The following is a 21,999-nucleotide window of genomic DNA, read 5'->3' on the forward strand; positions in this document are numbered from 1 at the left end:
TCGGGGGTCAGGAACCCAGGTAGCGCAGGATGGCCAGGACGCGGCGGCTGTAGCCGGCGGTGTTGGTCAAGCCGAGCTTGTCGAAGAGAGCGTTCACGTGCTTCTCGACGGCGCTCTGCGACACGTACAGCGACTCGGCGATCCCGGCGTTCGTGTGGCCCTGCGCCATTTTCTCCAGCACTTCGCGCTCGCGGGCGGTCAGCTTCGCGAGCGGATCGGTGTGCGTGGTCCTCGCCAGCAGTCGCCGGACCACCTCCGGGTCGAACGCCGCCCCGCCCGCGGCGACCCGGTCGAGCGCGTCCAGGAATTCGCCCACCTGGGCGACCCTGTCCTTCAGGAGATAGCCGACGCGTTCGCCGTCACCGGTGATCAGCTCGGCGGCGTAACGCTTCTCGACGTACTGCGAGAGCACCAGCACCCCGATCTCCGGCCAGCGTTTCCGGATCTCGAGCGCCGCGCGGAGGCCTTCGTCGGTATGCGTCGGCGGCATGCGGACGTCGGTGACGATCACGTCCGGCTGATAGGCGGCGGTCGTCGAGAGAAGCGCTTCGCCGTCGCCGACCGACGCCACGACGTCGTGCCCCTCTTCGATCAGCAGCCGGACCAGCCCCTCGCGCAGCAGGGTCGAGTCCTCGGCGAGGATCACTCGCACGGCAGCACCGCCGTCACCACGGTCGGACCGCCGGGCGGGCTGGTCACGGTGAACTCCCCGTCCGCCGCCGCCACCCGCCGCGCGAGGCCGGAAAGGCCGCCGCCGGATTCCCTCGCCCCGCCCGCGCCGTCGTCGGTGATCCGCACCCGCACCCTGTCCCCGTCCCGCTCTGCCTCGATGTCGATCCGCGTCGCCGCGGCGTGCTTGATCGTATTGGTGACCGCCTCGGAAGCGACGAAGTAGACGACGGTCTCGATGGCCGCGGGTGGCCGTTCCGGCAGGTCGACGCGCAGGTGGACCGGTATGCCGGAGCGTTCCGCGAGCGCCTCCAGCGCGGGGTGCAGCCCGTCGGAGTCCAATGCGATCGGATACACCCGCCACGAGACCTCGCGCAGGTCTTCGAGGGCGCGCTGGGACTCCTCGTGAGCCTGCCGGAGCAGCTCCGACGAGTGGTCCGGATCGCTGGTGCGCCGTGCCCGGCCGAGCAGCATCCCGAGCGCGACGAGCCGCTGCTGGACGCCGTCGTGCAGGTCCCGTTCGATCCGGCGGCGCTCGCCGTTGACCGCTTCGACCACTTCGGCGCGGCTCGTCGCGAGTTCGGAAACCCGGCGGCGCAGCTGCTCTTTCTCGCTGGGCCCGAAAAAGTGCCTCGCCAGCCTGCGTTCCAGCGTCGCGATCCCGACGAGTCCTTGCAGGGCAAGGAAGAGGAGCAGGGCGCCGAAGAGGCCGATGGTGATGAAGTCGTACCAGCTCGAGGGCGCGCCGCCGCCGGGCGACTCGCCGTGGAACAGCTGGACCACGATGATCGCGCCGGAGAGGGCGCCCCAGAGGATCAGGGCGAAGATCCCGGCGCCGAGCAGGCCGACGACGCACCGCGGGACGAGGTAGGTCATCGCACGGCGTCCGGTGTAGTCGGTCGCGTTCTCGGCGCCGAGGTACCTCTCCAGCCGCCGTCGCTCCACTTCGGACAGAACGCGGGCGCCGGCGAAGACGGGCCTCCGCAGTGAGGGGATCGCGAGCGCGATGCCGCCGAAGAGGACGTAGAAGAACTCGGCGAACGCCGTCGCGGAGCCGATGGCCAGGCCCAGCGTGCCGCGGAGCATCTTGCGCAGGTAGCGGCGCGTGGCGGCCGGAACAGGCATAACGCCAGGCTAGCGGGGTAACCGGAGATCGGTACTGAGGTTTTCCGCAGTGATCTGTGCCGCTTCACCGCAGGGTGCGGAACTCGGGCAATTCGTACGTTCGTTGAAACCGAAGACGACCACGAAAGGCCGCCATGAACCTCCTCCTCGCCCAAGCCGCCAGCGAACCGATGGGCGGCCTCGCCGGCTGGGCGGTATCGCTGATGGACTCATTGGGAGGTCCGGGAGCCGCGATCATCGTCGGGCTGGACAACCTGTTCCCGCCGATCCCCAGCGAGCTGGTCCTGCCGCTCGCCGGGTTCTCCGCCAGCCAGGGGACGTTCACCCTGGTGGAAGCGCTGGTGTGGACGACCTTCGGGTCGGTCGCCGGCGCGATCATCGTGTACTACCTCGGCCAGTTGCTCGGCCGCGACCGCACGCGCCGCTGGATGGCGAAGATCCCGCTGGTCAAGGCCGCCGACTTCGACAAGACGGAGGCCTGGTTCCAGAAGCACGGCACCAAGGCGGTGTTCTTCGGCCGGATGGTGCCGATCTTCCGCAGCCTCATTTCCCTGCCCGCCGGGATCGAGCGCATGCCGTTCTGGCGGTTCTTGGCTCTGACGACGCTGGGCAGCCTGATCTGGAACACGGTGTTCGTCCTGGCGGGCTACGCCCTCGGCGAGAACTGGCACCTGGTCGAGGAGTACGCCGGGTTCTTCCAGTACTTCGTGATCGCGGCCGTCGCGGTCGCGGTGATCCTCTTCGTCGTCAGCCGCGTCCGCGAAAAGAACCGCACCAACGCCTGAAGCCGTACGGGGCGCCTGGATCCAGGCGCCCCGTACGCGTGTTTCAGGAGCGGAACGGACCGGTCACCTCGTAGGTGATCCCGCCGGACGACGACCCGGAAGTGCCGCGCTGCGACGAGAAGTACAGCCGGTTCCCGGCCGGGGTGAACGCGGGGCCGCAGATCTCCGACGAGCTCTGGCCGCCGATCCGCAGGAACGGCGCCACGATGTCGTTCGGCGTGATGATGCAGATCTCCATGTTCCCGCCGTCTTCGGCGACGAACAGATCGCCCGACGAGGTCCCGGTGACGTTGTCGACGCCGGTCAGCGGTGCCGAACCGGGGCTCACCAGCGAATCGTCGTAGGCGAGTTCGTAGGTGCCGGTGGTCAGGTTCAGCTGCCAGACGCGGTTGTCGCCCTTGGTGGTGAACCACGCGGTGTCGTTGGCGTAGTGCAGTCCTTCGCCGCCGTTGAACCGCTTCGCGCCGGACACCTGGTTACGCGTGGCCGTCGGCGAGCCGTCCGGGTCGGGCACGTTCGCCCAGGTGAAGCTGCCCGAAGTCGCCGTGCCCGCCTTCAGCACCTGCAGCGTTCCGGCGGAGAGGTTGCCCCAGGTCGTCGGGACGAACCGGTAGAGGCAGCCGTCCGAGGTGTCCTCGGTCAGGTAGACGACCTTGCGCACCGGGTCGGCCGCGGCGGCCTCGTGCTTGAACTTCCCCATCGCGGGCCGTTGGACGGCGGCCGTGGCCGGTCCGTTCGGCTGGCACTCGTAGACGAACCCGAGGTCGACCTCCTCACAGGAAAGCCAAGTGTTCCAAGGGGTCTTGCCGCCCGCGCAGTTCTGCCGGGTGTTCGCCAGCACGCGGTGGGCGCCGGTGATGTTCCCGCTCGCGTCGAATTTGACCGCGCTCGCGCCTCCGCCGGGGGTGATCTCCGAGTTCGACACGTAGATCCAGCCGCTGCCGTCGGCGAACACCGCGCCGCCGTCCGGCGCGCTGTGCCAGGTGTAACCGGTGCTCGCGACCTGCTGGCCGGAGCGCGCGATGACGCGGCTGGTGAATCCCGCCGGCAGCTGGATCCCGTTCGCGTCGGCGGCCTGGAGCGCGCCGTACGGGCTGGGACCGTTCTGCGCGGGAGCGGCCAGTGCCGTCCCCGAAAGCCTGTTTCCGAACGCCGTGACGCCGGCGCCGACCACGGCCGCGCGCAGGAAATTCCGTCGCTTCACTCGTGCCTCCGAGACATCCGCTGATGTGGTGGTGCGGGAAGGAGCGGATCGGAGAGTACGGGCGGAACGGGACTTCCAGGTGAATTCGCGGCGTATTCACCGGTGAGGGAGAACTTTCGTAGGGACCCTTCACCAGGCCCTATTTCCCTCGTTGTGCGGAGCGGCGCCGCCGCGTTGTTCGGCGATGTCGATGGCGAGGAGTATCCGGTCGAGTGGAGCGCATCCGCCATCGCGGTGATGACGCCGAAGGCCCCGGATCCTGGGCAGAATCCGGGGCTTCGGCCTCGCGCCGTTACGCCGCTTGGGCGACCGGAGCCGTCGCCGGGGCCAGCGCGATGTCCAGCACTTCGCGGACGTTCGCCACCGCGTGGACGTCCAGCTGGGCCAGCACTTCGGCCGGGACGTCGTCGAGGTCCGGCTCGTTGCGCTGCGGGATGATCACCGTCTTCATCCCCGCCCGGTGCGCGGCCAGCAGCTTCTGCTTGACCCCGCCGATCGGCAGCACGCGCCCGGTCAGCGACACCTCACCGGTCATCGCGACGTCCGACCGCACGACCCGGCCCGAAAGCAGGGACGCCAGCGCGGTCGTCATCGTGATGCCCGCGCTCGGCCCGTCCTTGGGCACCGCGCCCGCCGGGACGTGCACGTGGATGCCGCGGTCCTTCAGGTCACCGACCGGGAGTTCCAGCTCCGCGCCGTGCGAACGCAGGTACGACAGCGCGATCTGCACCGACTCCTTCATCACGTCGCCCAGCTGACCGGTCAGCGACAGTCCGGTCGAACCGGATTCCGGATCCGCCAGCGACGCCTCGATGTAGAGGACGTCACCGCCGGCGCCGGTCACCGCCAGTCCGGTCGCCACGCCGGGGGTCGACGTGCGCTGCGTCGACGCGGGCAGCGAAGACTCCGGAAGGTGCCGAGGGCGGCCGAGGTAGGTCTCGAGCCCGTCGGCGTCGATCGTCAGCGGCAACTCGGCCTCGTCCAGCGCGACCTTGGTCGCCACCTTCCGCAGCACCTTCGCGATGGTCCGGTTCGCGTTGCGCACCCCGGCTTCCCGCGTGTACTCGGCGGCGATGCGGCTGAACGCGTCGTCGGTCAGCGTGACGTCGTCCTTGCCGAGGCCCGCGCGGTCCAGCTCGCGGGGGAGCAGGTGGTCGCGGGCGATGGTGACCTTCTCGTGCTCGGTGTAGCCGTCGAGGGTGACCAGCTCCATCCGGTCCAGCAGCGGACCGGGGATGGTCTCGAGCGCGTTCGCCGTCGCGAGGAACACGACGTCGGACAGGTCCAGCTCGACTTCGAGGTAGTGGTCGCGGAACGTGTGGTTCTGCTCCGGGTCCAGCACCTCCAGCAGCGCCGCCGTCGGGTCGCCGCGGTAGTCGGCGCCGACCTTGTCGATCTCGTCGAGCAGCACGACCGGGTTCATCGAGCCCGCTTCCTTGATGGCGCGGACGATCCGGCCGGGCAGCGCGCCGACGTAGGTGCGGCGGTGACCGCGGATCTCGGCCTCGTCGCGGATGCCGCCGAGCGCGACACGGACGAACTCACGGCCCATCGCCTTCGCCACGGACTCGCCGAGCGAGGTCTTGCCGACCCCGGGAGGACCGGCGAGCGCGAGCACGGCACCCGAACGACGTCCGCCGACCGGCCCGAGACCCGACTCCGCACGGCGCTTGCGCACGGCCAAGTACTCGATGATGCGTTCCTTCACGTCGTCGAGACCGGCGTGATCCGCGTCGAGGATTTCGCGCGCGGCGGCGATGTCGTGGACGTCGGTGGTGCGGTTGTTCCACGGCAGTTCGAGGACGGTGTCCAGCCAGGTGCGGATCCAGCCGCCCTCGGGGGACTGGTCCGACGTCCGCTCCAGTTTGTCCACTTCGGACAGTGCGGCCTTCTTGACGGCGTCCGGCAGCTCGGCGGCCTCGACGCGGGCGCGGTAGTCGTCGTCGTTGGCGGTGCCGTCGAGTTCGCCCAGCTCCTTGCGGATCGCTTCGAGCTGGCGGCGCAGCAGGAATTCCTTCTGCTGCTTCTCCATGCCCTCCTGGACGTCCTTGCGGATGGTGTCGGTGACCTCGAGTTCGGCGAGCTGCTCGCGGCTCCATTCCAGAGCCTTTTCGAGGCGGGTCGAAACATCGAGCGCGGACAGCAGTTCGAGCTTCTGCTCGGTGTTCAGGTACGACGAGTTGCCCGCGAGGTCGGCGAGCGCGGACGGATCCTCGACCTCCTGGACGGCGTCGATCATCTGCCAGCCGCCACGCTGCTGGAGGATCGCCAGGACGACGCTCTTGTACTCGGTCGCGAGCTTCGCGGAGTTGTCGTCGGTGGTCTCGGTGGCGGGCTCGGCGTGGACCCAGCGGGCGGCGCCGGGACCGTCGGCGATGCGGCCGACGACGGCGCGGCGGGTACCGCGCAGCAGTACCGCGGTCTTGCCGCCGGGCACGCGGCCGATGCGCTCGACCGTCGCGATGGTGCCGAGTCCGGCGTACTCGCCGTGGACGCGGGGAACGATCAGCACCTCGGCCTTGGCGGCGGTGCCGGAGCGGATCCCCGGGAAGGAAGCCTGGGCAGGCGTGTTGGCCTGGGCGGACTCCACCGCGGCGCGCGTCTCCGTGTCGGCGAGGTCGAGCGGGACGATCATGCCCGGCAGCACGACGTCGTCATCGAGCGGGAGGACGGGCAGGAGGCGGTTGTCGGTCATCTGTGCACTCCTCGGTTAGTTGAGTCTGCCTAGCTCAACTCTCCGATCGACCCGTTTGTTTCCTCCCGCTGTTCGCCGTCAGCGATCACCCCACCCCTCCGACCTCCGCGCCCCAACGCGTCGCGTTTAGCCCGCTAAACGCGACGCGCACCGCGCAAAGGTCGGACGTCAGGGGTGGACCGAGACGCCGCACCAGGCGAACGGCCGGGCGCCCAGTTCGTCCCGCCGCAGCTCTCGCACCGGCCGCCAGTCGGGCAGGTGGACGAGGCCGGGTTCCAGCAACGGCCACTCCCCGAAGAGCGGTTCGATCTCCTCGCGGTCCCGCATCCACACCGGGTTGCTCGTCTTCCGGTACTGCTCGACCATCCAGCGCAGCCCGTCCGCGTCCTCGCCGGTCTGGCCACCGAAGCTCATGTGCGAAAGCCCCAGCCAGCTGCCCGGCGCCAGCGCGTTCCGGTAGGTCGCGACCAGCGCGGGCGGATCGTCGTGCGGCCCGGCGAAATGCAGTACGGCCATCATCATCAGGCACACCGGCTGCGAGAAATCGATCAGCCGCAACGTCTCCGGATGCCGCAGGACGTCCTTCGGCCGCCGCATGTCGGCGTGCACGATCCCGGCCCAGTCGGTCGCTTCGTGCCGCTCGAGGATCAGCTCCGCGTGCGCCACCGCCACCGGCTCGTAGTCGACGTACACGACCTTCGCCGTATCGCCCGGCTCCAGCTCTTCTTCGACGATCTCGTGCACGTTCCCGGCGGTCGGGACACCGGAACCCAGATCGACGAACTGCCTGATCCCCGCGTTCAGCGCCGCGCGCACGACACGGTTCATGAACTCGCGGTTGTGCCGCGCGCCCGGTTTGACCCACCGCCACTGGCGTTCCAGCCCGCGGGCGAACTCGCGGTCGACCGCCCAGTTGTGGGTCCCGCCGAGATACCAGTCGTAGATCCTCGCCGCGGACGGCTTTTCGGTGTCGACCCCGGTCGGCGCCACCGGGGCCGCGTCATCTTCCCTCGTCACGGAAACCCCCTGATCGTCGAAGATCAGCCTATCGGGATCAGGGCACCGCGGGCCGCCGCTGCCAGTACGTCCAGAGCGGCCGGTAGCCCTGCGCGTACCAGAACGGCGTCGAGCGCGGATTGGCCAGCGCGTGGTGCAGCAGCACGGCTTCGGTCCCGCACTCGTCGAAGATCTGGTGCGCGTGCGCCGCGAGCGCCGACCCCACCCCGCTCGAACGCGCCGGTTCGGCCACCGCCAGCGAGGACAGATAGCCGACCCGCTCGGCCGCGACCCGGTTCCCGATCCATGAGGTCTCGTCGGGGAACTGCACCCGCACCATGCCCAGCGCACGCCCGTACAACTCCGCGATCCACAGCGTCGGGTTTTCCCGCTCCAGCTGTTTCGACAGGTCCGCGGTGATCGCTTCCTCCGCACCCTCGCGCAAAGTGACCGAACCGAACTGCGCGTCATAGCGCTGCAATTCCAGCTCGAGTCCGACGGCGGTTTCGAGATCATCGGCTTCGGCGGGCCGGATGTGCACTCCGGGAGTGGCGGGCGGTCCCGTCACGGCCAGCCGGTCGGCCGGGCGGACCGCGATCACCAGCACCGGAGCGAATCCGCGGCGCAGCAATTCGGCCGAGCCGGGCGAATCGCGGCTGGGCCGCACCACGGTCGCCGCGGTTTCGACATCCCCAGGTGGGGCGACCGCCTTCAGATGTTCATCCCATCGGGTGAGTAATGCGTCAAGGGCCGCTTCCGGGCGGGGTCCGGTGAGCCGCGCTTCGAGGCGATGTTCGACGAGGGCCCGCCACGGAGAGTCAACAGAATCCGGGCCCGCTTCAGTCCGTACCGACAATCCGGCGGCGGCCGAGTCGCCTTCTGTCGCGGAGAGTGACACGGAGCCCTCGACAGGCTCCAGTGCAGGCATTTCCGGGAGCAGGGCGTCCACGGTGGCGAGCCGCTCGGCATGCCCGGCGGCGATGGCGTGGCTATTCATAGGACTATTCAAGCCCCTACTGACGGGTCCGCAGGGAACTTCACGACATTGGCTCGGCCGTGGCGCCAGGTGACTTCCGGTAGTCGGAAGGAACGCGAATAACGCTCCCATTTCACCCCTTGGTCCACGCAGGTCAGCGCGACGCGCCCATTGTTAACCCTGGGGTGATCTCATACTGTCTCGAATGGGACTTGGGTACGCCCTCCGGGGTACTGTATTGCCCTCGTCCCCGAGGTCGCGGTAGGACAAGACCGGTTGGGCAGCCGGGAAGGAAGGTCGGATGCCGGACACGAACGGCAGGCCCGTGAGCGCCGCACAGGCAGCACCGGGCAAGGGAGGCGCCGTTACGGAGGCTCGTACCGACGAGCGACGGTTCCGCGTCTACACCTTCGCGGTACTCACCATGGGCATCGCCGCCGCGGCCGCGGTCAGCCTCTGGCTGGACTTCGAGGCCTCGGACGACCTGTTGTGGATCGGGCCGATCCTCGCGCTCGCGTTCCTCCTGGCCGAACAACTCGGCATCAACGTCGACGTCCGCAGCGGTATCTCCTGGACGATCTCGTTCACCGAGATTCCCCTGGTCATCGGATTCTTCGTCGCTCCCTTCGAAGTCGTCCTCGCCGCGCATCTCGCGGCGGGCATCGGAACCTTGCTGGCCCGCAAGGTCGCGGGCAGGGTGCTCTACAACGCCGGCGCGTTCCTGCTGGAGATCACCGGCGCGTTCGCCGTGGCAGGACTGGTGAAACAGGCCTCCGGCGCGCAGGACATGACCTGGATCGCCGCGCTGGCAGGCACTTTGACCGCGCCGCTGGTCAGCACGCTGCTCGCGCTCGCCGCCGTCCGCGTCCTGCGCCGCCGCATGCGGGTCAGCACCGCGATCCGGCTGACCGGCCGCATCCTCGTCGTCGGATTCGTCAACGCTTCGGTCGGTCTTTCCGGCTATTTGGTCATTTCCGGGACGCCGAAGGCCTGGCCGCTCGTGCTGGCCGTCTTCCTCGGGCTCACGGCGTTGTACTGGGCGTACTCCGATCTGCTTCGCGAACAGCGCGACATGGAAGCGCTGTCCGACGTCAGCCTGATGGTCGCGCGATCCGGTCAGCAGGCCGCCGCGCGTCCCGCCGGGCGGGCCGACGAGCTCGTCGGCGGTGTGGACGTCCGCGAGTGGGCGACCATCGCCGAGCGCATCAAAGACCAGCTGGCCGCCGGCCGTGTCGTGCTCAGGCTGCGCCTGGAACCCAAGGACACCATGCGGATGGTCGTCGCGGGCGACGAACTGCCACCCGTCGACCCGGCCGCCGACGACCCGTTGCTGCGCCTGCCCGGCGCCCACGTCCGGCACTTCCGGATCACCGAAGCCAATCCCGACGTCCGCTCCGCGTTGCTCGATCGCGGCGCCCAAGAGGCGCTGGTCGTCCCGCTCCGCAGCGCGAACCAGCTCCTCGGCGTCGTCGAAGCGCACGACAGGCTGTCCCGCTGGCGTGGTTTCGGCAAGTACGACATCCAGCTCCTCGGCACGATGGCCAGCCACCTCGCGACGTCGCTGGACAACCGGCGCCTCCTCGCGACCCTGCGCCACGACGCCTACCACGATCCGCTGACCGGCCTGCTCAACCGGCCGGGCTTCCGTCAGGTCGCCAAGGAACCGTTGCGGGAACAGGTCGACGCGGTCGTCCTGCGGGTCGATCTCGACGTCTTCTCCACCGTCAGTGACGCCCTCGGTTACGTGTGGGCCGATCGGATGGTCATCGCCGCTGGCCGCCGGATCCGCGACGCGCTCGGCCCCGACGTCCCGCTCGCCAGGCTCGAAGGCGCGTCCTTCGCGGCGCTCCTCGTCGGCTGTGCGCCGGGACGCGCCCAGGCCGCGGCGGAACTGCTCCGCGCGGAACTCGTCGCCCCGTACCCGGTGGACCGGCTTTCCGTCGAAGCCAACGCGATGATCGGCTACGCCACCTCGTCGGCGGAAGACGACGACCAGGTCGACGTCGACGGGCTCCTGCAGCGCGCCGACGTCGCCGTCCGCGCGACCAAGGGCGGCGAAGAGGTCCGCGGCTACATGGCCAGCATGGGCCAGATCTTCATGCGCCGGTTCCAGATGGTCACCCAGTTCCGGCAGTCGCTCGAAGAAGGCCAGCTGAGCGTCCACTACCAGCCGAAGATCACCCTGCCGAATCGGCAGATCCAGGGTGTCGAGGCGCTGGTGCGATGGGTGCATCCGGAGTTCGGCAGGCTCGGTCCGGACGAGTTCGTCCCGGCGATCGAAGCGGCCGGTCTCATCGGCGTCCTGACGTCCTTCGTGCTCGAAGAGTCGTTGAAGCGTGTACGGAAGTGGCTCGACGAAGGACTGCGCATCTCCGCCGCGGTGAACCTGTCGGTGCGGAACCTGGCCGACGAGGACTTCCCGACGAAGGTCGCCCGCGAACTCGACCGCTTCGGCATCCCGCCCGAGCTGCTCACCTTCGAGCTGACCGAATCCGGCGTGATGTCCGACCCGCAGAAGGCGCTGCCGATCCTGCGGGAACTGCACTCGCTGGGCATCGTGCTCGCCGTCGACGACTTCGGCACCGGCTACTCGTCGCTGGCGTACCTGCGGCAGCTCCCGGTCGACCAGGTCAAGATCGACAAGAGCTTCGTCCTCGGCATGGGCACCGACCTCGGTGACCTCGCCGTCGTGCGCTCGATCGTCGAACTGGGCCATTCGCTCGGCCTCACGGTCGTCGCCGAGGGTGTCGAGGAGGACGTCGCGCGGGATCAGCTCGAGGCGATGGGCTGTGACGTGGCACAGGGCTACCTCATCTCGCGGCCGTTGCCGGAGGACCGTCTGGAGGCGTGGCTGCAGGCCCGCACGGCACGCTCGCCGGGACGACACTCCGAGACCGTCTTGACCCTGCTGACCTGAGGTTTTGCGGTAACCTGCCCCCCTCTCAAGGCCGCTGAAACGGCCTGCTAATCTTTCCAAGTCCTCGCGAGAGGGCAAGGCCCCTTTAGCTCAGTCGGTAGAGCGTTTCCATGGTAAGGAAAAGGTCTACGGTTCGATTCCGTAAAGGGGCTCGCAACCTCAACCGCGTCACGCTAGCGTGTCGCGGTTAGGGTTATGTAAGGGCGGTGTAGCTCAGCTGGCAGAGCAAGCGGCTCATAATCGCTGTGTCGCCGGTTCAAGTCCGGCCACCGCTACGCGGTAATCCTGGGTATCCCAGGCCTAGTAGAGAAGGAAATGCTGTGGCTGCCACTGACGTGCGACCGAAGATCACGCTCGCGTGTGAGGAGTGCAAGCACCGCAACTACATCACCAAGAAGAACCGGCGCAACAACCCGGATCGCCTGGAGATGAAGAAGTTCTGCCCGAACTGCGGTACGCACCGGACTCACAAAGAGACCCGCTGAGCGTCTGGCGGTTCTACAAAGTCTCACCCGAAGCCGTCCTGGTCACCAGGGCGGCTTCGGGCATTTCCGGGTTCGGTAGCCTGCTCGGGTGGCCTTGGACCAGTCGTTCACCGGGCGGGCATACCCGCCGACCAGTACCTATGAAGTGAGTCGCGAGAAGATCCGGGAGTTCGCCGACGCGCTCGGCGACGCGAACCCGCTCTACCGCGACACTGAAGCGGCGAAGGCGGCCGGTCACCCCGACGTCATCGCACCGCCGACGTTCCTCACGATCATCAACCTCGCTTCGATCAACGCGATCGTCTCCGACCCCGAGCTGGGGCTCGACTATTCGCGGATGGTCCACGGCGACCAGCGGTTCACCTACACGCGGCCGGTGCACGCGGGCGACGTCCTGTCGCTCACCACGTACATCGACAACATCATGACCCGCGCCGGGAACGACTTCATCAACCTGCGCGCCGAGATCTCCGGCGCCGACGGCGGCCCGATCGCCACCACGTACGCCCAGCTCGTGGTCCGAGGGGAGGGCGCGTGAGCACGTTCACCGCCGGAGAAGAACTGGCGCCGCTGACCATCGACGTCACCAGGGACCAGCTGGTGCGCTACGCGGGCGCTTCGCTGGACTTCAACCCCATCCACTGGAACGAGGCCTTCGCCAAGGAGGTCGGCCTGCCGGACGTCATCGCGCACGGGATGCTGACCATGGCTCTCGGGGCGAGGCTCGTCACGGACTGGCTCGGCGACCCCGGCCGCCTCGTCGACTACTTCGCGCGCTTCACGCGCCCCGTGGTCGTGCCGAACGACGGCGCGGCGACGATCGAGTTCACCGGGAAGGTCGCCGTGGTCAACGACGACGGCACCGCGCGGATCGACATCACCGCCAAGTTCGACGGCAAGGCCGTCCTCGGGAAGGCCCAAGCGGTCGTCCGCGCCTGACGCTCGTGAGTGGTAAGGGCGGTTAGAACCGTCCTTACCACTCACGAGGCCGGACCTGGCTAAGCGAGCTTGAGCAGCTTCCCGATGACCTCCGCCATGCCTTCCTCGCCCCGGGCGTTCGGATGCAGCGGCGCCGCGGGGACCGCCGGCGCGGGGCCCTCGACCCACCGCCGGTTCGCGGCGCTGCACATGTCACGCCCCTTGCTCGCGGTCGACATGTCGGCGAAGCCCGCATCGTGCTTCTTCGCCGTCTCCTCCAGCGTGCTGTTCAGCAGCTCCAGTGAGTCGCGGAAGTAGGCGACGTCCCCCTCGCCGACCGGCAGGACCGGCCAGCAGCCGGCGTTGTCGTCCGGAAGCGCCGTCGGGTACCCGACGACCACGACGCGCGCTTCGGGGGCCTTCGAGCGGATCTGGTCCAGAACTCCGCCGAGCCGGTCCGCCGCGGCGGTGATCCGCTCGGCGAGCTGGTCGCGTCCGCCCGCGGTCAGCCGGGTCTTACAGGGCGAAGCGGTCTGGTGCTGCGTCGTGCACTGGCTCGCGAAGCCGGCGAAGCCCACGTCGTTGCCGCCGATCCCGACGGTCACCAGCGTCGTGTCGCCATTGATCGCGTCGAGTTGCGGAGCGTTCGTGCCGTCCCGGGTCTTCTGCTCGCCGGTGAGGTGCTCGGTCGTGGCGCCGCCGCAGCTGACGTCGGCGAACTCGGCCGGACGCAGCGCCGCGGCGAGCAGGCTCGGGTAGTTGTTGTCCGAACGGTCGCAGCCCACCGGCGCGCCAACGGGCCGTCCGGTGCCCGGCGACGCCGTGTAGGAGTCACCCAGAGCCACATACCGGCCCGCGCCATCCGAAGTGGTGACCCCCGCAGGTGTCACCGATGTCCCACGCTCCCACAGGTGGTAAGCGATCCCCAGGACGGACAACACGATCACCAGGAACAGGCAGCCGCCGCCAGTTCTCCGCTGTGTCACCCGTTCGTTGTACGCGACCCAGGTCACTCTTGTCATTGGTCCGACCGTCGGTGAATTACGCGTGAACGGGTGATCACCGGTTGCCTGAGACGTGGATCACGTTCAGGGTGGGCACGTACCCAGACCCGAGGAAAGGCGAAGACGTGAGCCTGAACTTGAACAAGCTGGTCGACAAGGCGTGGGAGGACAAAGGCATCAACGAGCTGCTGGACGCCCCGCCGTCCGCGCTCGAAGGCCTGACCAAGAAGCACGACGAACTCCTCGCGGAACTCAAGATCAAGACCGTCCGGGACCTCGGCAACTGGAAGTACGCCGCGAAGGCCCACGCACTCGTTCAGCTCGCCGACGGCGAATCCTGACCCCTGCCCTCCCTGAAGGCCCTTCCCTCCGGGGGAGGGCCTTCAGCCTTTCGGGACGAGTTCGCGCAGCTCAGCGGCGAGATCGAGGGCATGGCCGACGTCCCGCGCGAGGTAATGCGGGTCGACGAAAGCCTCGGTGATCCCGGTTTCGGCGGCCTCGTCCAGCTTCGCCGCGACCTCCTTGAGGGCGGTGCCCGGCTTCGGATTGATCCGCAGCACCCGTCGCAGCGCACCGGGATCGCGGCCCGCCTTCTCGGCCGAACTCACCACGGTCGCCCAGAGCTTCGCGAGGTAGGGCGCGGGCAGGCCGGCGGGCAGCCAGCCGTCCGCTCGGCGTCCGACGCGGTCCAGCGCCGCCTCCGACCCTCCGCCCAGCAACACCGGCGGATGCGGGCGCTGTGCCGGCCGCAGCCCCACCTTCGACGCGGGGATCCGCCAGCGCTCGCCTTCGTGCTCGAAAGGGTCCTCAGTCCAGAACTTTCGTAGGATTTCCAGAAGCTCCTCCAGCTGCGCGCCGCGGCCCTTCCAGGGGGTACCTGTCGCGGTGTACTCGTCGCGTAGCCAGCCGGTGCCCAGCCCGACGTCCAGCCGTCCGCCGCTCACCTGATCCAGCGAAGTGAGCATCCGGGCGAGGACCACGGCCGGATACACCGTTCCGGTGAGCGTGCTGGTGCCGAGCCGGACCTTCTTCGTGACGCTCGCGGCCACCGTCAGCAGGATCAGCGGATCGGCGAAGGTGACGAATTCGGGCGGATACGGCCGTTCCGGGGTGCCGCCGGGGTAGAAGTCCGACGGCAAAACCGGGGCCAGCACCCGATCCCCGACCCACAAGGACTCGTATCCGAGTTCTTCGGCGGCCGTCGCGAAGCCGGTGACAGCGTCCATGGACGCCAGGGGGCCGTACTGCGGAAGGGCGATTCCCAGGCGCATCACGGTCACCGTGCTTCCGCGAGCAGCCGGCCCATCCGGGTGATTCCCTCGGTGAGATCCTTTTCGGCCAGGGCATAGGAAATCCGGAAGTACCCGGGTGTCCCGAACGCTTCGCCGGGCACCACGGCGACCTCGGCCTCGCGCAGGATCAGATCGGCCAGCGCCACCGTGTCGGCCGGCCGCTCACCGCGAATCTCCTTGCCCAGCAAGGCTTTCATCGACGGATAGACGTAGAAGGCGCCGAGTGGCACGGGAGTTCCCACTCCCTCGATCCCGGAAAGCAGCGAAAGCGCGGTCTTGCGCCGTGCATCGAACGCGTCGCGCATCGCGAAAACGGCGTCGAGCGGACCGCTCACGGCCGCCAGCGCGGCCCGCTGCGCGACGTTCGAAACGTTGCCGCACAAGTGCGACTGGTACGCCGTCGCCGCCTTGACCACGTCCTGTGGACCGAGCAACCAGCCCACTCGCCAGCCGGTCATCGAGTACGTTTTCGCGACCCCGTTGAGGACGATCGTCCGGTCGGCGAGTTCCGGGACCAGGACGGGCATCGAAGGCGCTTCGGCGCCGTCGTAGACCAGGTGCTCGTAGATCTCGTCGGTGATGACCCAGAGGCCGTTCTCGTGCGCCCAGCGCCCGATCGCTTCGACCTGTTCGCGCGGGTACACCGCGCCTGTCGGGTTCGACGGCGAGACGAACAGCAGCACCTTCGTGCGCGGCGTCCTGGCGGCTTCGAGTTGCTCGACGGTGACGAGGTAACCCGTTGTCTCGTCCGCGGTCACCTGCACTCCGACGCCGCCGGCGAGGACGATCGACTCCGGGTAGGTCGTCCAGTACGGCGCGGGGAGCAGTACCTCGTCGCCCGGGTCGAGCAGCGTCGCGAACGCCGAGTAGACCGCCTGCTTGCCGCCGTTGGTCACCAGGACGCGGCCGGGGTCCACCTCGAACCCGGAGTCGCGGACGGTCTTCGCCGCGATCGCCTCGCGAAGCTCCGGCAGCCCGCCCGCGGCCGTGTAGCCGTGGTTCACCCTGTCCCGGACGGCCGCCTCGGCGGCTTCGAGCACGTTGACCGGGGTCGGGAAGTCCGGCTGCCCGGCGCCGAACCCGATCACCGGACGGCCCTGCGCCTTGAGCTCCCTGGCCTTCGCGTCGACGGCCAGCGTGGCCGACGGCGTGATGCCGCCGATGCGGGCAGAGACGCGTGAAGCCGGCGAAGGCGAGGGTGCGGGAGCGCTCATGGCGACATCGTGGCACGATCATGGGGTCGGCCGTGGGGGAGTTTCCTCACGGAAGGCTGCTCCGCGCCGCCTTTGAGGGGCGCGGTTGCGAAGCTGTTCGGGGGTTGCCGTAGACTTCTGGTCTCGGAACGCACTACGGTCATCCCCGCCACGGCGGTGGGGACGATGGAATGCGTCCTCGGGAGCTCCAGACCATCGGAGCTCCAAAGGGGTGTAGCTCAATTGGCAGAGCAGCGGTCTCCAAAACCGCAGGTTGCAGGTTCAAGTCCTGTCACCCCTGCGTAAGCGAACTGGTGAAGGCGGAGGAGTGGTCGTGAGCGACAGCGACGCCAGCGGTGATAAGGCGAAGGACGACGCCGGGCAGAAGCCCGACGAACAGTCCCGCCCGGTGACCGCCGCTGCCCGGCGTGAGCGCCGTGCGTCCGCGCGCCCGTCCGGGAAGGCCGACGCCAAGTCGGACGACAAGACCCGCCCCGCCGGCAAGGCGAAGGCCGGGGACAAGACCGAGAAGTCCAAGGACGCCAAGGGCGCGGCGACTCCGAAGCGCGACCGCAAGCCGAAGCAGGCGTCGATCTTCGCCCGGCTGATGCGCTTCATCCGCGAAGTCTGGGCCGAGCTGCGCAAGGTCATCTGGCCGAACCGCAAGCAGATGGTCACCTACACCGCGGTGGTGCTGGTCTTCGTGGTGTTCATGGTGGCGCTGGTGAGCGGCCTCGACCTGGCCTTCAAAGAGGTCGTCGGTGCCGTCTTCGGCAGCTGAGGCAGCCGGTCGCGGTGCTTGAGCGCACCGCACGGTGGCCTGCGCCACGGCAACCGATCAACTGAGAGGACGGAACGTGACCTCCGACAACGGCACAGCAGCCGGTCATGAGCTGACCGAGCTTTCCGACGAGCAGGTGCACGCGGCACTCGGCGACGAGCAGTCCGAGCACCTGGACTCCGTCGAGGTGCCCGCCGCAGGCGACGAGGTCGACGAAGCCGGAGATGTCGCGGAGGCCGAAGAGGCGTCCGACGAGACCGACGACACCGCAGCCGACGACACCGCCGCCGAGGCCGAGCCCGAGGTCGACGAGAACCTCGACCCGGTCGAGAAGCTGCGCGCGGAACTCAACGCCGCTCCCGGTGAGTGGTACGTCGTGCACTCGTACGCGGGCTACGAGAACAAGGTGAAGACCAACCTCGAGACCCGTACTCAGACGCTGGACGTCGAGGACTACATCTTCCAGATCGAGGTCCCGACCGAAGAGGTCACCGAGATCAAGAACGGCCAGCGCAAGCAGGTGCAGCGCAAGGTGCTGCCCGGCTACATCCTGGTCCGGATGGACCTGAACGACGCCTCGTGGAGCGCGGTGCGCAACACGCCGGGCGTCACCGGGTTCGTCGGTGCCACGTCGCGTCCCTCGCCGCTGACGGTCGAAGAGGTGCTGAAGTTCCTCGCGCCCAAGGTCGAGGCCGCCGCGCCCGCCAAGTCCGGCAAGGGCGAGGCCGCCGCGTCGGAGTCGCAGCTGGGCGGCCCCGCGGTCGAGGTCGACTTCGAGATCGGCGAGTCGGTCACCGTCATGGACGGTCCGTTCGCGACGCTCCCCGCGACGATCTCCGAGGTCAACGTGGACGGGCAGAAGCTGAAGGTCCTGGTGTCGATCTTCGGCCGGGAGACCCCGGTCGAGCTGTCGTTCAACCAGGTCTCCAAGATCTGACGGCCGCCAGACGGCCGGCAGTCCCCGCGTACTGGCAGGTGTGCGGGGGACTCAAGTCAGTAAGAAGGAACAAACGAAATGCCACCCAAGAAGAAGAAGCTTGCGGCGATCATCAAGCTGCAGATCAAGGCGGGTGCGGCCAACCCCGCGCCGCCGGTCGGCCCCGCGCTGGGTCAGCACGGCGTCAACATCATGGAGTTCTGCAAGGCCTACAACGCCGCGACCGAGTCGCAGCGCGGGGACGTCGTCCCGGTCGAGATCTCCGTGTACGAAGACCGCTCGTTCGACTTCAAGCTCAAGACGCCGCCGGCCGCGAAGCTGCTGCTGAAGGCCGCGGGCGTGGAGAAGGGCTCCGGCGAGCCGCACAAGACCAAGGTCGCCAAGGTCACTTGGGACCAGGTCCGCGACATCGCGAAGACCAAGGAATCCGACCTGAACGCGCACGACGTCGACCAGGCCGCGAAGATCATCGCGGGCACCGCCCGCTCGATGGGCATCACGGTCGTCGACTGACGCTGTTCTTTCCAGCACCACGTGGGAGAGCCAGTGCCGGCTCCAACACCACACTGATCCGTTTTGAAGAGTTGAGGACAGAAGCATGACCAAGCACAGCAAGGCCTACCGTCAGGCCCTCGAGCTGGTGGACCGCGAGCGGCTGTACGCCCCGCTCGAGGCCGCGAAGCTGGCCAAGGAGACCTCCAAGTCGAAGATGGACGCCACCGTCGAGGTCGCCATGCGCCTCGGTGTCGACCCTCGTAAGGCCGACCAGATGGTCCGCGGCACCGTGAACCTGCCGCACGGCACCGGTAAGACCGCCCGCGTCATCGTTTTCGCCGTTGGTGACAAGGCCGCCGAGGCCGAAGCCGCCGGCGCGGACGTGGTCGGCACGGACGAACTGATCGAGCGCATCCAGGGTGGCTGGCTCGACTTCGACGCCGCGATCGCGACGCCGGACCAGATGGCCAAGGTCGGCCGCATCGCCCGCATCCTCGGCCCGCGTGGCCTGATGCCGAACCCGAAGACCGGCACCGTGACCCCCGCGGTCGCGAAGGCCGTGGCGGACATCAAGGGCGGTAAGATTAACTTCCGCGTCGACAAGCAGGCCAACCTGCACTTCGTGATCGGCAAGGCCTCGTTCGACACCGAGAAGCTGGTGGAGAACTACGCGGCCGCGCTGGACGAGATCCTGCGTGCCAAGCCGTCGTCGGCGAAGGGCCGCTACCTGCGCAAGGTCGTCGTCTCCACGACGATGGGCCCGGGTATCCCGGTCGACCCCGCCCGGACCCGCAACCTCCTTTCCGAGGAAGCGTGAGTCTGAGTTAGACATCACTGAGAAAGGGGCGGTCCCGCTACGGCGGGGCCGCCCCTTCTTCGTGTTTGCTGGAGGGATGCCTACCTTCGCGTCGTTCGACGGGCTCCAGCTGAGGTACACCGCTTGGGAAGGCGAAGGGCGTCCAGTGCTGCTGCAGCACGGCTTCGCCGCGGACACGAACGCCAACTGGATCGCACCCGGCGTCGTCGACACCCTTCAGGACGCGGGACTGCCCGTGATCAGCCTCGACGCGCGTGGGCACGGCCGGTCGGCGAAACCGCACGACGAGGCGAGCTACGCCGACGACGCGATGGTCCGCGATGTGTCGGCGCTGCTGGACGAGCTGGGCCTCGACGAGGTTTCGATGGTCGGCTACTCGATGGGCGCGATGATCGCGCTCGGCGCGGTGGCCGCCGACCCGCGGATCCGGTGCCTCGCGATCGGCGGGGTCGGCTCGGGGATCGTCGACTTCGGGGGCGTGGACACACGAGTGGTCACGCCGGACGCGATCAGTGAAGCGCTGCTTTCGGAGGATCCGGCGACGCTTCCGCCGTCTTCGGCGCCTTTCCGGGTTCTGGCGGACGCCCTGCGCGCCGACCGGGTCGCGCTGGCCGCCGTCGCGCGCGGGACCGCGAACCCGAAACTGGACCTGACGGCGATCTCCGTGCCGACCCTGATCCTGGCCGGGGACACCGACCCGCTGGCCGCCGAGCCCGAACGCCTGGCCGCCGCCATCGCCGGCGCGCGCCTCGTCCGCGTCCCCGGCGATCACATGACGGCCGTCATGCACCCCGCCTTCGGCTCCACGCTGGCGGCCTTCCTGACCGCGCACGACCTCTGACCCGCGTCGACTTTAGCCCCCTAATCGCGATCCGGCGGGCACGTACGTTTCGCCCCCTAATCGCGATCCGGCGGTAGGAAGGCCCAGGTCAGTTGCCGGTGGGCGGGGCCGGGCAGGGCTGGGGGGAGTTCGCGTGCCCGGTGATCAGCCACTGGCCCATCTCGACTTCCTGCAGGGTGAAGCTGCCCAGCAGGGGACCTCCGCGGATGCTGTACCAGCACGAATGGATAGTCAGGTTCTGGCGCGGGACCACGCTCGACATCGGGCGCACGGCGTAGATGTACGGCGTGATGTCGGTGACCTTGGCGTTCAAGGCCGGGACGGCGGTGGCGCAGTCCGGGTAGCCGAGGTTCCGGGCGAACTGGGCCTGCGCCTGTTCGCTCATCGACAGGCAGACCTTCTCGACCCGGGTGGCGGGCGGGTACGGCTTGCCGATCGTGTCGTAGATGGCCCGTACGGCCTCCCACGGGTTGGTCGAAAGCACCTGGTTGGTGTGGTGTTTGCCGCCGCCGCCCTGCACGAATTCCGCAGTGGTCTGCCCGGCGTCACTGGGGAAGAACTGCCGGTAGACGATGGTGGCTCCGACGCAGATCAGCACGATCACGATCACCCAGGCCAGGACCTTCCCACCCAGGCGTCGCAGCCAGCGCGGTAACCGCGGTCGAGGAGCCGGGACGAGCTCACCGGGAGGCGGTCCCGGAGGCGCAGGCGGCTGCGCGGCGTAGTGCTGGGTCACGGGCTGACTGGGCTGTGACGGCACGAGGCCCTGCTGCTGCGCCTCGGTGAACTTCAGATAGTCCTGGAACTGCTGAAACTGCTGGAACTGGCGCAGTTGCTCGTCGTTCAGCTGAGGCGCGGGCTGACCTCCCGCCTTGGGCTCGATGTCCGTGCCGGGCTCGCTGCCCGGCTTTCCGTCATCACGCTGCTCCGCCACGTCACCATGATGCCCCGCGAACCCCCCGATGCACTCCGCCGGTCGCGTTTAGCCCTCCATCCATGCCCCCGCCACCACCCTCAAGGGATGCGCTGACGCGCGCAGAGCTCGAAAAAGGCGAGTTGGGAGGGGGTGCCGCCGGAGGTGAAACGGGGTCGCGTACTCTTGTCAAGGTTCTACCGAAGACCGCTGGTCTTCTCCTGGTCATCTGGCCTGGAGAACGAAGGCCCCGCTAGGGCGGGCGACCCGCGCAGGAGGAACGAGGCTCGCCGCGACGTTTTCGTCGCGTGCCCTGACGCCCCGCGCCTGTCTGCGCTGGGGCGTTTCGTCGTTTCAGGGCTCTCAAGGCCAGTGGACCACTAGCCAAGAGAGGAGGCGACCATGGCGAAGCCCGACAAGGAGGCGGCCGTCGCCGAGATCGCGGAGAGCTTCCGCAGCAGCTCGGCCACAGTCGTTACCCAGTACACAGGCCTCTCCGTGTCCCAGCTGTCCCAGCTGCGCCGCGCTCTCGGCACCAGTGCCAAGTACCGGGTCGCGAAGAACACCCTCGTCAAGCGTGCCGCCACGGACGCGGGTATCGAGGGCCTTGAAGACCTGTTCGTCGGCCCGACCGCCATCGCCTTCGTCGAAGGTGAAGCTGTTGACGCCGCGAAGGCGCTTCGCGACTTCGCGAAGGACAACAACGCGCTTGTGATCAAGGGCGGCTTCATGGACGGCAAGACGCTGTCCGTGGACGAGATCAACAAGATCGCCGATCTCGACAGCCGTGAGGTCCTGCTCGCCAAGGCGGCGGGCGCGTTCAAGGCGAAGCTGTCCCAGGCCGCCGCGCTGTTCCAGGCGCCGGCGTCCCAGGTCGCTCGCCTGGCTGCCGCGCTGGAGGACAAGCAGCGCAACGCCGGTACCGAAGCAGCCGAAGCACCCGCCGAGAGCTGAAC

The 21,999-nt window shown here is 68.5% G+C and carries 22 protein-coding genes and 3 tRNA genes; 15 read left to right on the forward strand and 10 right to left on the reverse strand.

Going from position 1 to position 21,999, the window contains the following annotated elements; translation table 11 throughout:
* Positions 1-7: 7 nt before the first annotated feature.
* A complete protein-coding gene (locus tag ACLJPX_RS33275; RefSeq protein ID WP_410604398.1) occupies positions 8-652 on the reverse strand; it encodes a response regulator in 645 nt (214 codons plus the stop codon).
* Complete coding sequence (locus ACLJPX_RS33280) at positions 643-1,794, reverse strand: sensor histidine kinase (protein ID WP_410604399.1); 1,152 nt, start codon at positions 1,792-1,794, stop codon at positions 643-645. The genes ACLJPX_RS33275 and ACLJPX_RS33280 overlap by 10 nt, the downstream gene beginning before the upstream one ends.
* Before the next feature lie 134 nt (positions 1,795-1,928).
* Between ACLJPX_RS33280 and ACLJPX_RS33285 the strand changes: the two genes are divergently transcribed.
* The gene (locus tag ACLJPX_RS33285; protein WP_101612122.1) at positions 1,929-2,579 is read left to right on the forward strand and encodes a DedA family protein; all 651 of its coding nucleotides are present in this window, start codon (positions 1,929-1,931) and stop codon (positions 2,577-2,579) included.
* Between the two features lie 43 nt (positions 2,580-2,622).
* Here ACLJPX_RS33285 and ACLJPX_RS33290 read toward each other — a convergent pair whose 3' ends face one another.
* From ACLJPX_RS33290 to ACLJPX_RS33305, 4 genes are all read right to left on the reverse strand, one after another.
* Complete coding sequence (locus ACLJPX_RS33290; RefSeq protein WP_410604400.1) at positions 2,623-3,783, reverse strand: alkaline phosphatase PhoX; 1,161 nt, start codon at positions 3,781-3,783, stop codon at positions 2,623-2,625.
* Positions 3,784-4,075: 292 nt separating this feature from the next.
* Complete coding sequence (gene lon, locus ACLJPX_RS33295) at positions 4,076-6,478, reverse strand: endopeptidase La (protein WP_410604401.1); 2,403 nt, start codon at positions 6,476-6,478, stop codon at positions 4,076-4,078.
* A 168-nt stretch (positions 6,479-6,646) separates the two neighbouring features.
* Positions 6,647-7,495: an SAM-dependent methyltransferase gene (locus ACLJPX_RS33300; RefSeq protein ID WP_101612125.1), complete on the reverse strand. Its 849-nt coding sequence runs from the start codon at positions 7,493-7,495 to the stop codon at positions 6,647-6,649.
* Positions 7,496-7,532: 37 nt separating this feature from the next.
* Positions 7,533-8,471: a GNAT family N-acetyltransferase gene (locus ACLJPX_RS33305; protein ID WP_101612126.1), complete on the reverse strand. Its 939-nt coding sequence runs from the start codon at positions 8,469-8,471 to the stop codon at positions 7,533-7,535.
* A 280-nt stretch (positions 8,472-8,751) separates the two neighbouring features.
* Between ACLJPX_RS33305 and ACLJPX_RS33310 the strand changes: the two genes are divergently transcribed.
* The 6 genes from ACLJPX_RS33310 to ACLJPX_RS33335 all read left to right on the forward strand — a co-directional run bounded on the left by ACLJPX_RS33310 (position 8,752) and on the right by ACLJPX_RS33335 (position 12,791).
* Positions 8,752-11,367: a putative bifunctional diguanylate cyclase/phosphodiesterase gene (locus ACLJPX_RS33310; protein ID WP_410604402.1), complete on the forward strand. Its 2,616-nt coding sequence runs from the start codon at positions 8,752-8,754 to the stop codon at positions 11,365-11,367.
* Positions 11,368-11,446: 79 nt separating this feature from the next.
* A tRNA-Thr gene (locus tag ACLJPX_RS33315) sits at positions 11,447-11,519 on the forward strand.
* Positions 11,520-11,569: 50 nt separating this feature from the next.
* Positions 11,570-11,642, forward strand: a tRNA-Met gene (locus tag ACLJPX_RS33320).
* A gap of 45 nt (positions 11,643-11,687) precedes the next feature.
* Positions 11,688-11,852 carry a 50S ribosomal protein L33 gene (gene rpmG / locus ACLJPX_RS33325; RefSeq protein WP_005152047.1) on the forward strand — a complete coding sequence of 55 codons (165 nt, stop codon included), beginning with the start codon at positions 11,688-11,690 and terminating at the stop codon, positions 11,850-11,852.
* A gap of 88 nt (positions 11,853-11,940) precedes the next feature.
* Positions 11,941-12,390, forward strand: coding sequence for a MaoC family dehydratase N-terminal domain-containing protein (locus tag ACLJPX_RS33330; protein ID WP_101612128.1), 450 nt, complete (start codon positions 11,941-11,943; stop codon positions 12,388-12,390).
* Entirely contained in the window at positions 12,387-12,791 is a 405-nt protein-coding gene (locus ACLJPX_RS33335; RefSeq protein WP_410604403.1) for a MaoC family dehydratase, read from the forward strand. The genes ACLJPX_RS33330 and ACLJPX_RS33335 overlap by 4 nt, the downstream gene beginning before the upstream one ends.
* A 59-nt stretch (positions 12,792-12,850) precedes the next feature.
* Here the strand turns inward: ACLJPX_RS33335 and ACLJPX_RS33340 are convergent, their stop codons facing one another.
* Positions 12,851-13,783 (reverse strand): SGNH/GDSL hydrolase family protein, encoded by a 933-nt coding sequence (locus ACLJPX_RS33340; protein WP_410604606.1) that lies wholly within the window; start codon positions 13,781-13,783, stop codon positions 12,851-12,853.
* 116 nt (positions 13,784-13,899) lie between these two features.
* On the opposite strand from ACLJPX_RS33340, the gene ACLJPX_RS33345 reads away from it, so the two are divergent.
* Entirely contained in the window at positions 13,900-14,115 is a 216-nt protein-coding gene (locus ACLJPX_RS33345; protein WP_101612131.1) for a hypothetical protein, read from the forward strand.
* Positions 14,116-14,157: 42 nt separating this feature from the next.
* On the opposite strand, the gene ACLJPX_RS33350 is transcribed toward ACLJPX_RS33345, so the two are convergent.
* Complete coding sequence (locus tag ACLJPX_RS33350) at positions 14,158-15,054, reverse strand: TIGR03619 family F420-dependent LLM class oxidoreductase (protein ID WP_410604404.1); 897 nt, start codon at positions 15,052-15,054, stop codon at positions 14,158-14,160.
* On the reverse strand, positions 15,051-16,280 hold the full coding sequence (locus tag ACLJPX_RS33355; protein WP_410604405.1) for a pyridoxal phosphate-dependent aminotransferase: 1,230 nt from the start codon (positions 16,278-16,280) through the stop codon (positions 15,051-15,053). Before ACLJPX_RS33355 ends, ACLJPX_RS33350 begins: the two co-directional genes overlap by 4 nt.
* 207 nt (positions 16,281-16,487) lie before the next feature.
* Here ACLJPX_RS33355 and ACLJPX_RS33360 point away from each other — a divergent pair.
* The 6 genes from ACLJPX_RS33360 to ACLJPX_RS33385 all read left to right on the forward strand — a co-directional run bounded on the left by ACLJPX_RS33360 (position 16,488) and on the right by ACLJPX_RS33385 (position 20,130).
* Positions 16,488-16,560, forward strand: a tRNA-Trp gene (locus ACLJPX_RS33360).
* Between the two features lie 27 nt (positions 16,561-16,587).
* Positions 16,588-17,040, forward strand: a complete 453-nt coding sequence (gene secE, locus ACLJPX_RS33365; protein ID WP_101612134.1) for a preprotein translocase subunit SecE — start codon at positions 16,588-16,590, stop codon at positions 17,038-17,040.
* Positions 17,041-17,116: 76 nt separating this feature from the next.
* A complete protein-coding gene (gene nusG / locus ACLJPX_RS33370; protein WP_410604406.1) occupies positions 17,117-17,977 on the forward strand; it encodes a transcription termination/antitermination protein NusG in 861 nt (286 codons plus the stop codon).
* A 78-nt stretch (positions 17,978-18,055) separates the two neighbouring features.
* A complete protein-coding gene (gene rplK, locus ACLJPX_RS33375) occupies positions 18,056-18,490 on the forward strand; it encodes a 50S ribosomal protein L11 (protein WP_076164368.1) in 435 nt (144 codons plus the stop codon).
* Positions 18,491-18,575: 85 nt separating this feature from the next.
* Positions 18,576-19,289 (forward strand): 50S ribosomal protein L1, encoded by a 714-nt coding sequence (gene rplA / locus ACLJPX_RS33380; protein ID WP_410604407.1) that lies wholly within the window; start codon positions 18,576-18,578, stop codon positions 19,287-19,289.
* 76 nt (positions 19,290-19,365) lie between these two features.
* On the forward strand, positions 19,366-20,130 hold the full coding sequence (locus tag ACLJPX_RS33385; protein WP_410604408.1) for an alpha/beta fold hydrolase: 765 nt from the start codon (positions 19,366-19,368) through the stop codon (positions 20,128-20,130).
* Positions 20,131-20,218: 88 nt separating this feature from the next.
* Here ACLJPX_RS33385 and ACLJPX_RS33390 read toward each other — a convergent pair whose 3' ends face one another.
* Positions 20,219-21,064, reverse strand: coding sequence for a hypothetical protein (locus tag ACLJPX_RS33390; protein WP_410604409.1), 846 nt, complete (start codon positions 21,062-21,064; stop codon positions 20,219-20,221).
* 381 nt (positions 21,065-21,445) lie between these two features.
* Between ACLJPX_RS33390 and rplJ the strand changes: the two genes are divergently transcribed.
* Complete coding sequence (gene rplJ, locus ACLJPX_RS33395) at positions 21,446-21,997, forward strand: 50S ribosomal protein L10 (RefSeq protein ID WP_101612139.1); 552 nt, start codon at positions 21,446-21,448, stop codon at positions 21,995-21,997.
* The last annotated feature ends 2 nt before the right edge of the window (positions 21,998-21,999 follow it).

The sequence above is a fragment of the Amycolatopsis sp. lyj-90 genome (assembly GCF_046549035.1).
In the GTDB taxonomy this organism is placed as follows: Bacteria; Actinomycetota; Actinomycetes; order Mycobacteriales; family Pseudonocardiaceae; genus Amycolatopsis.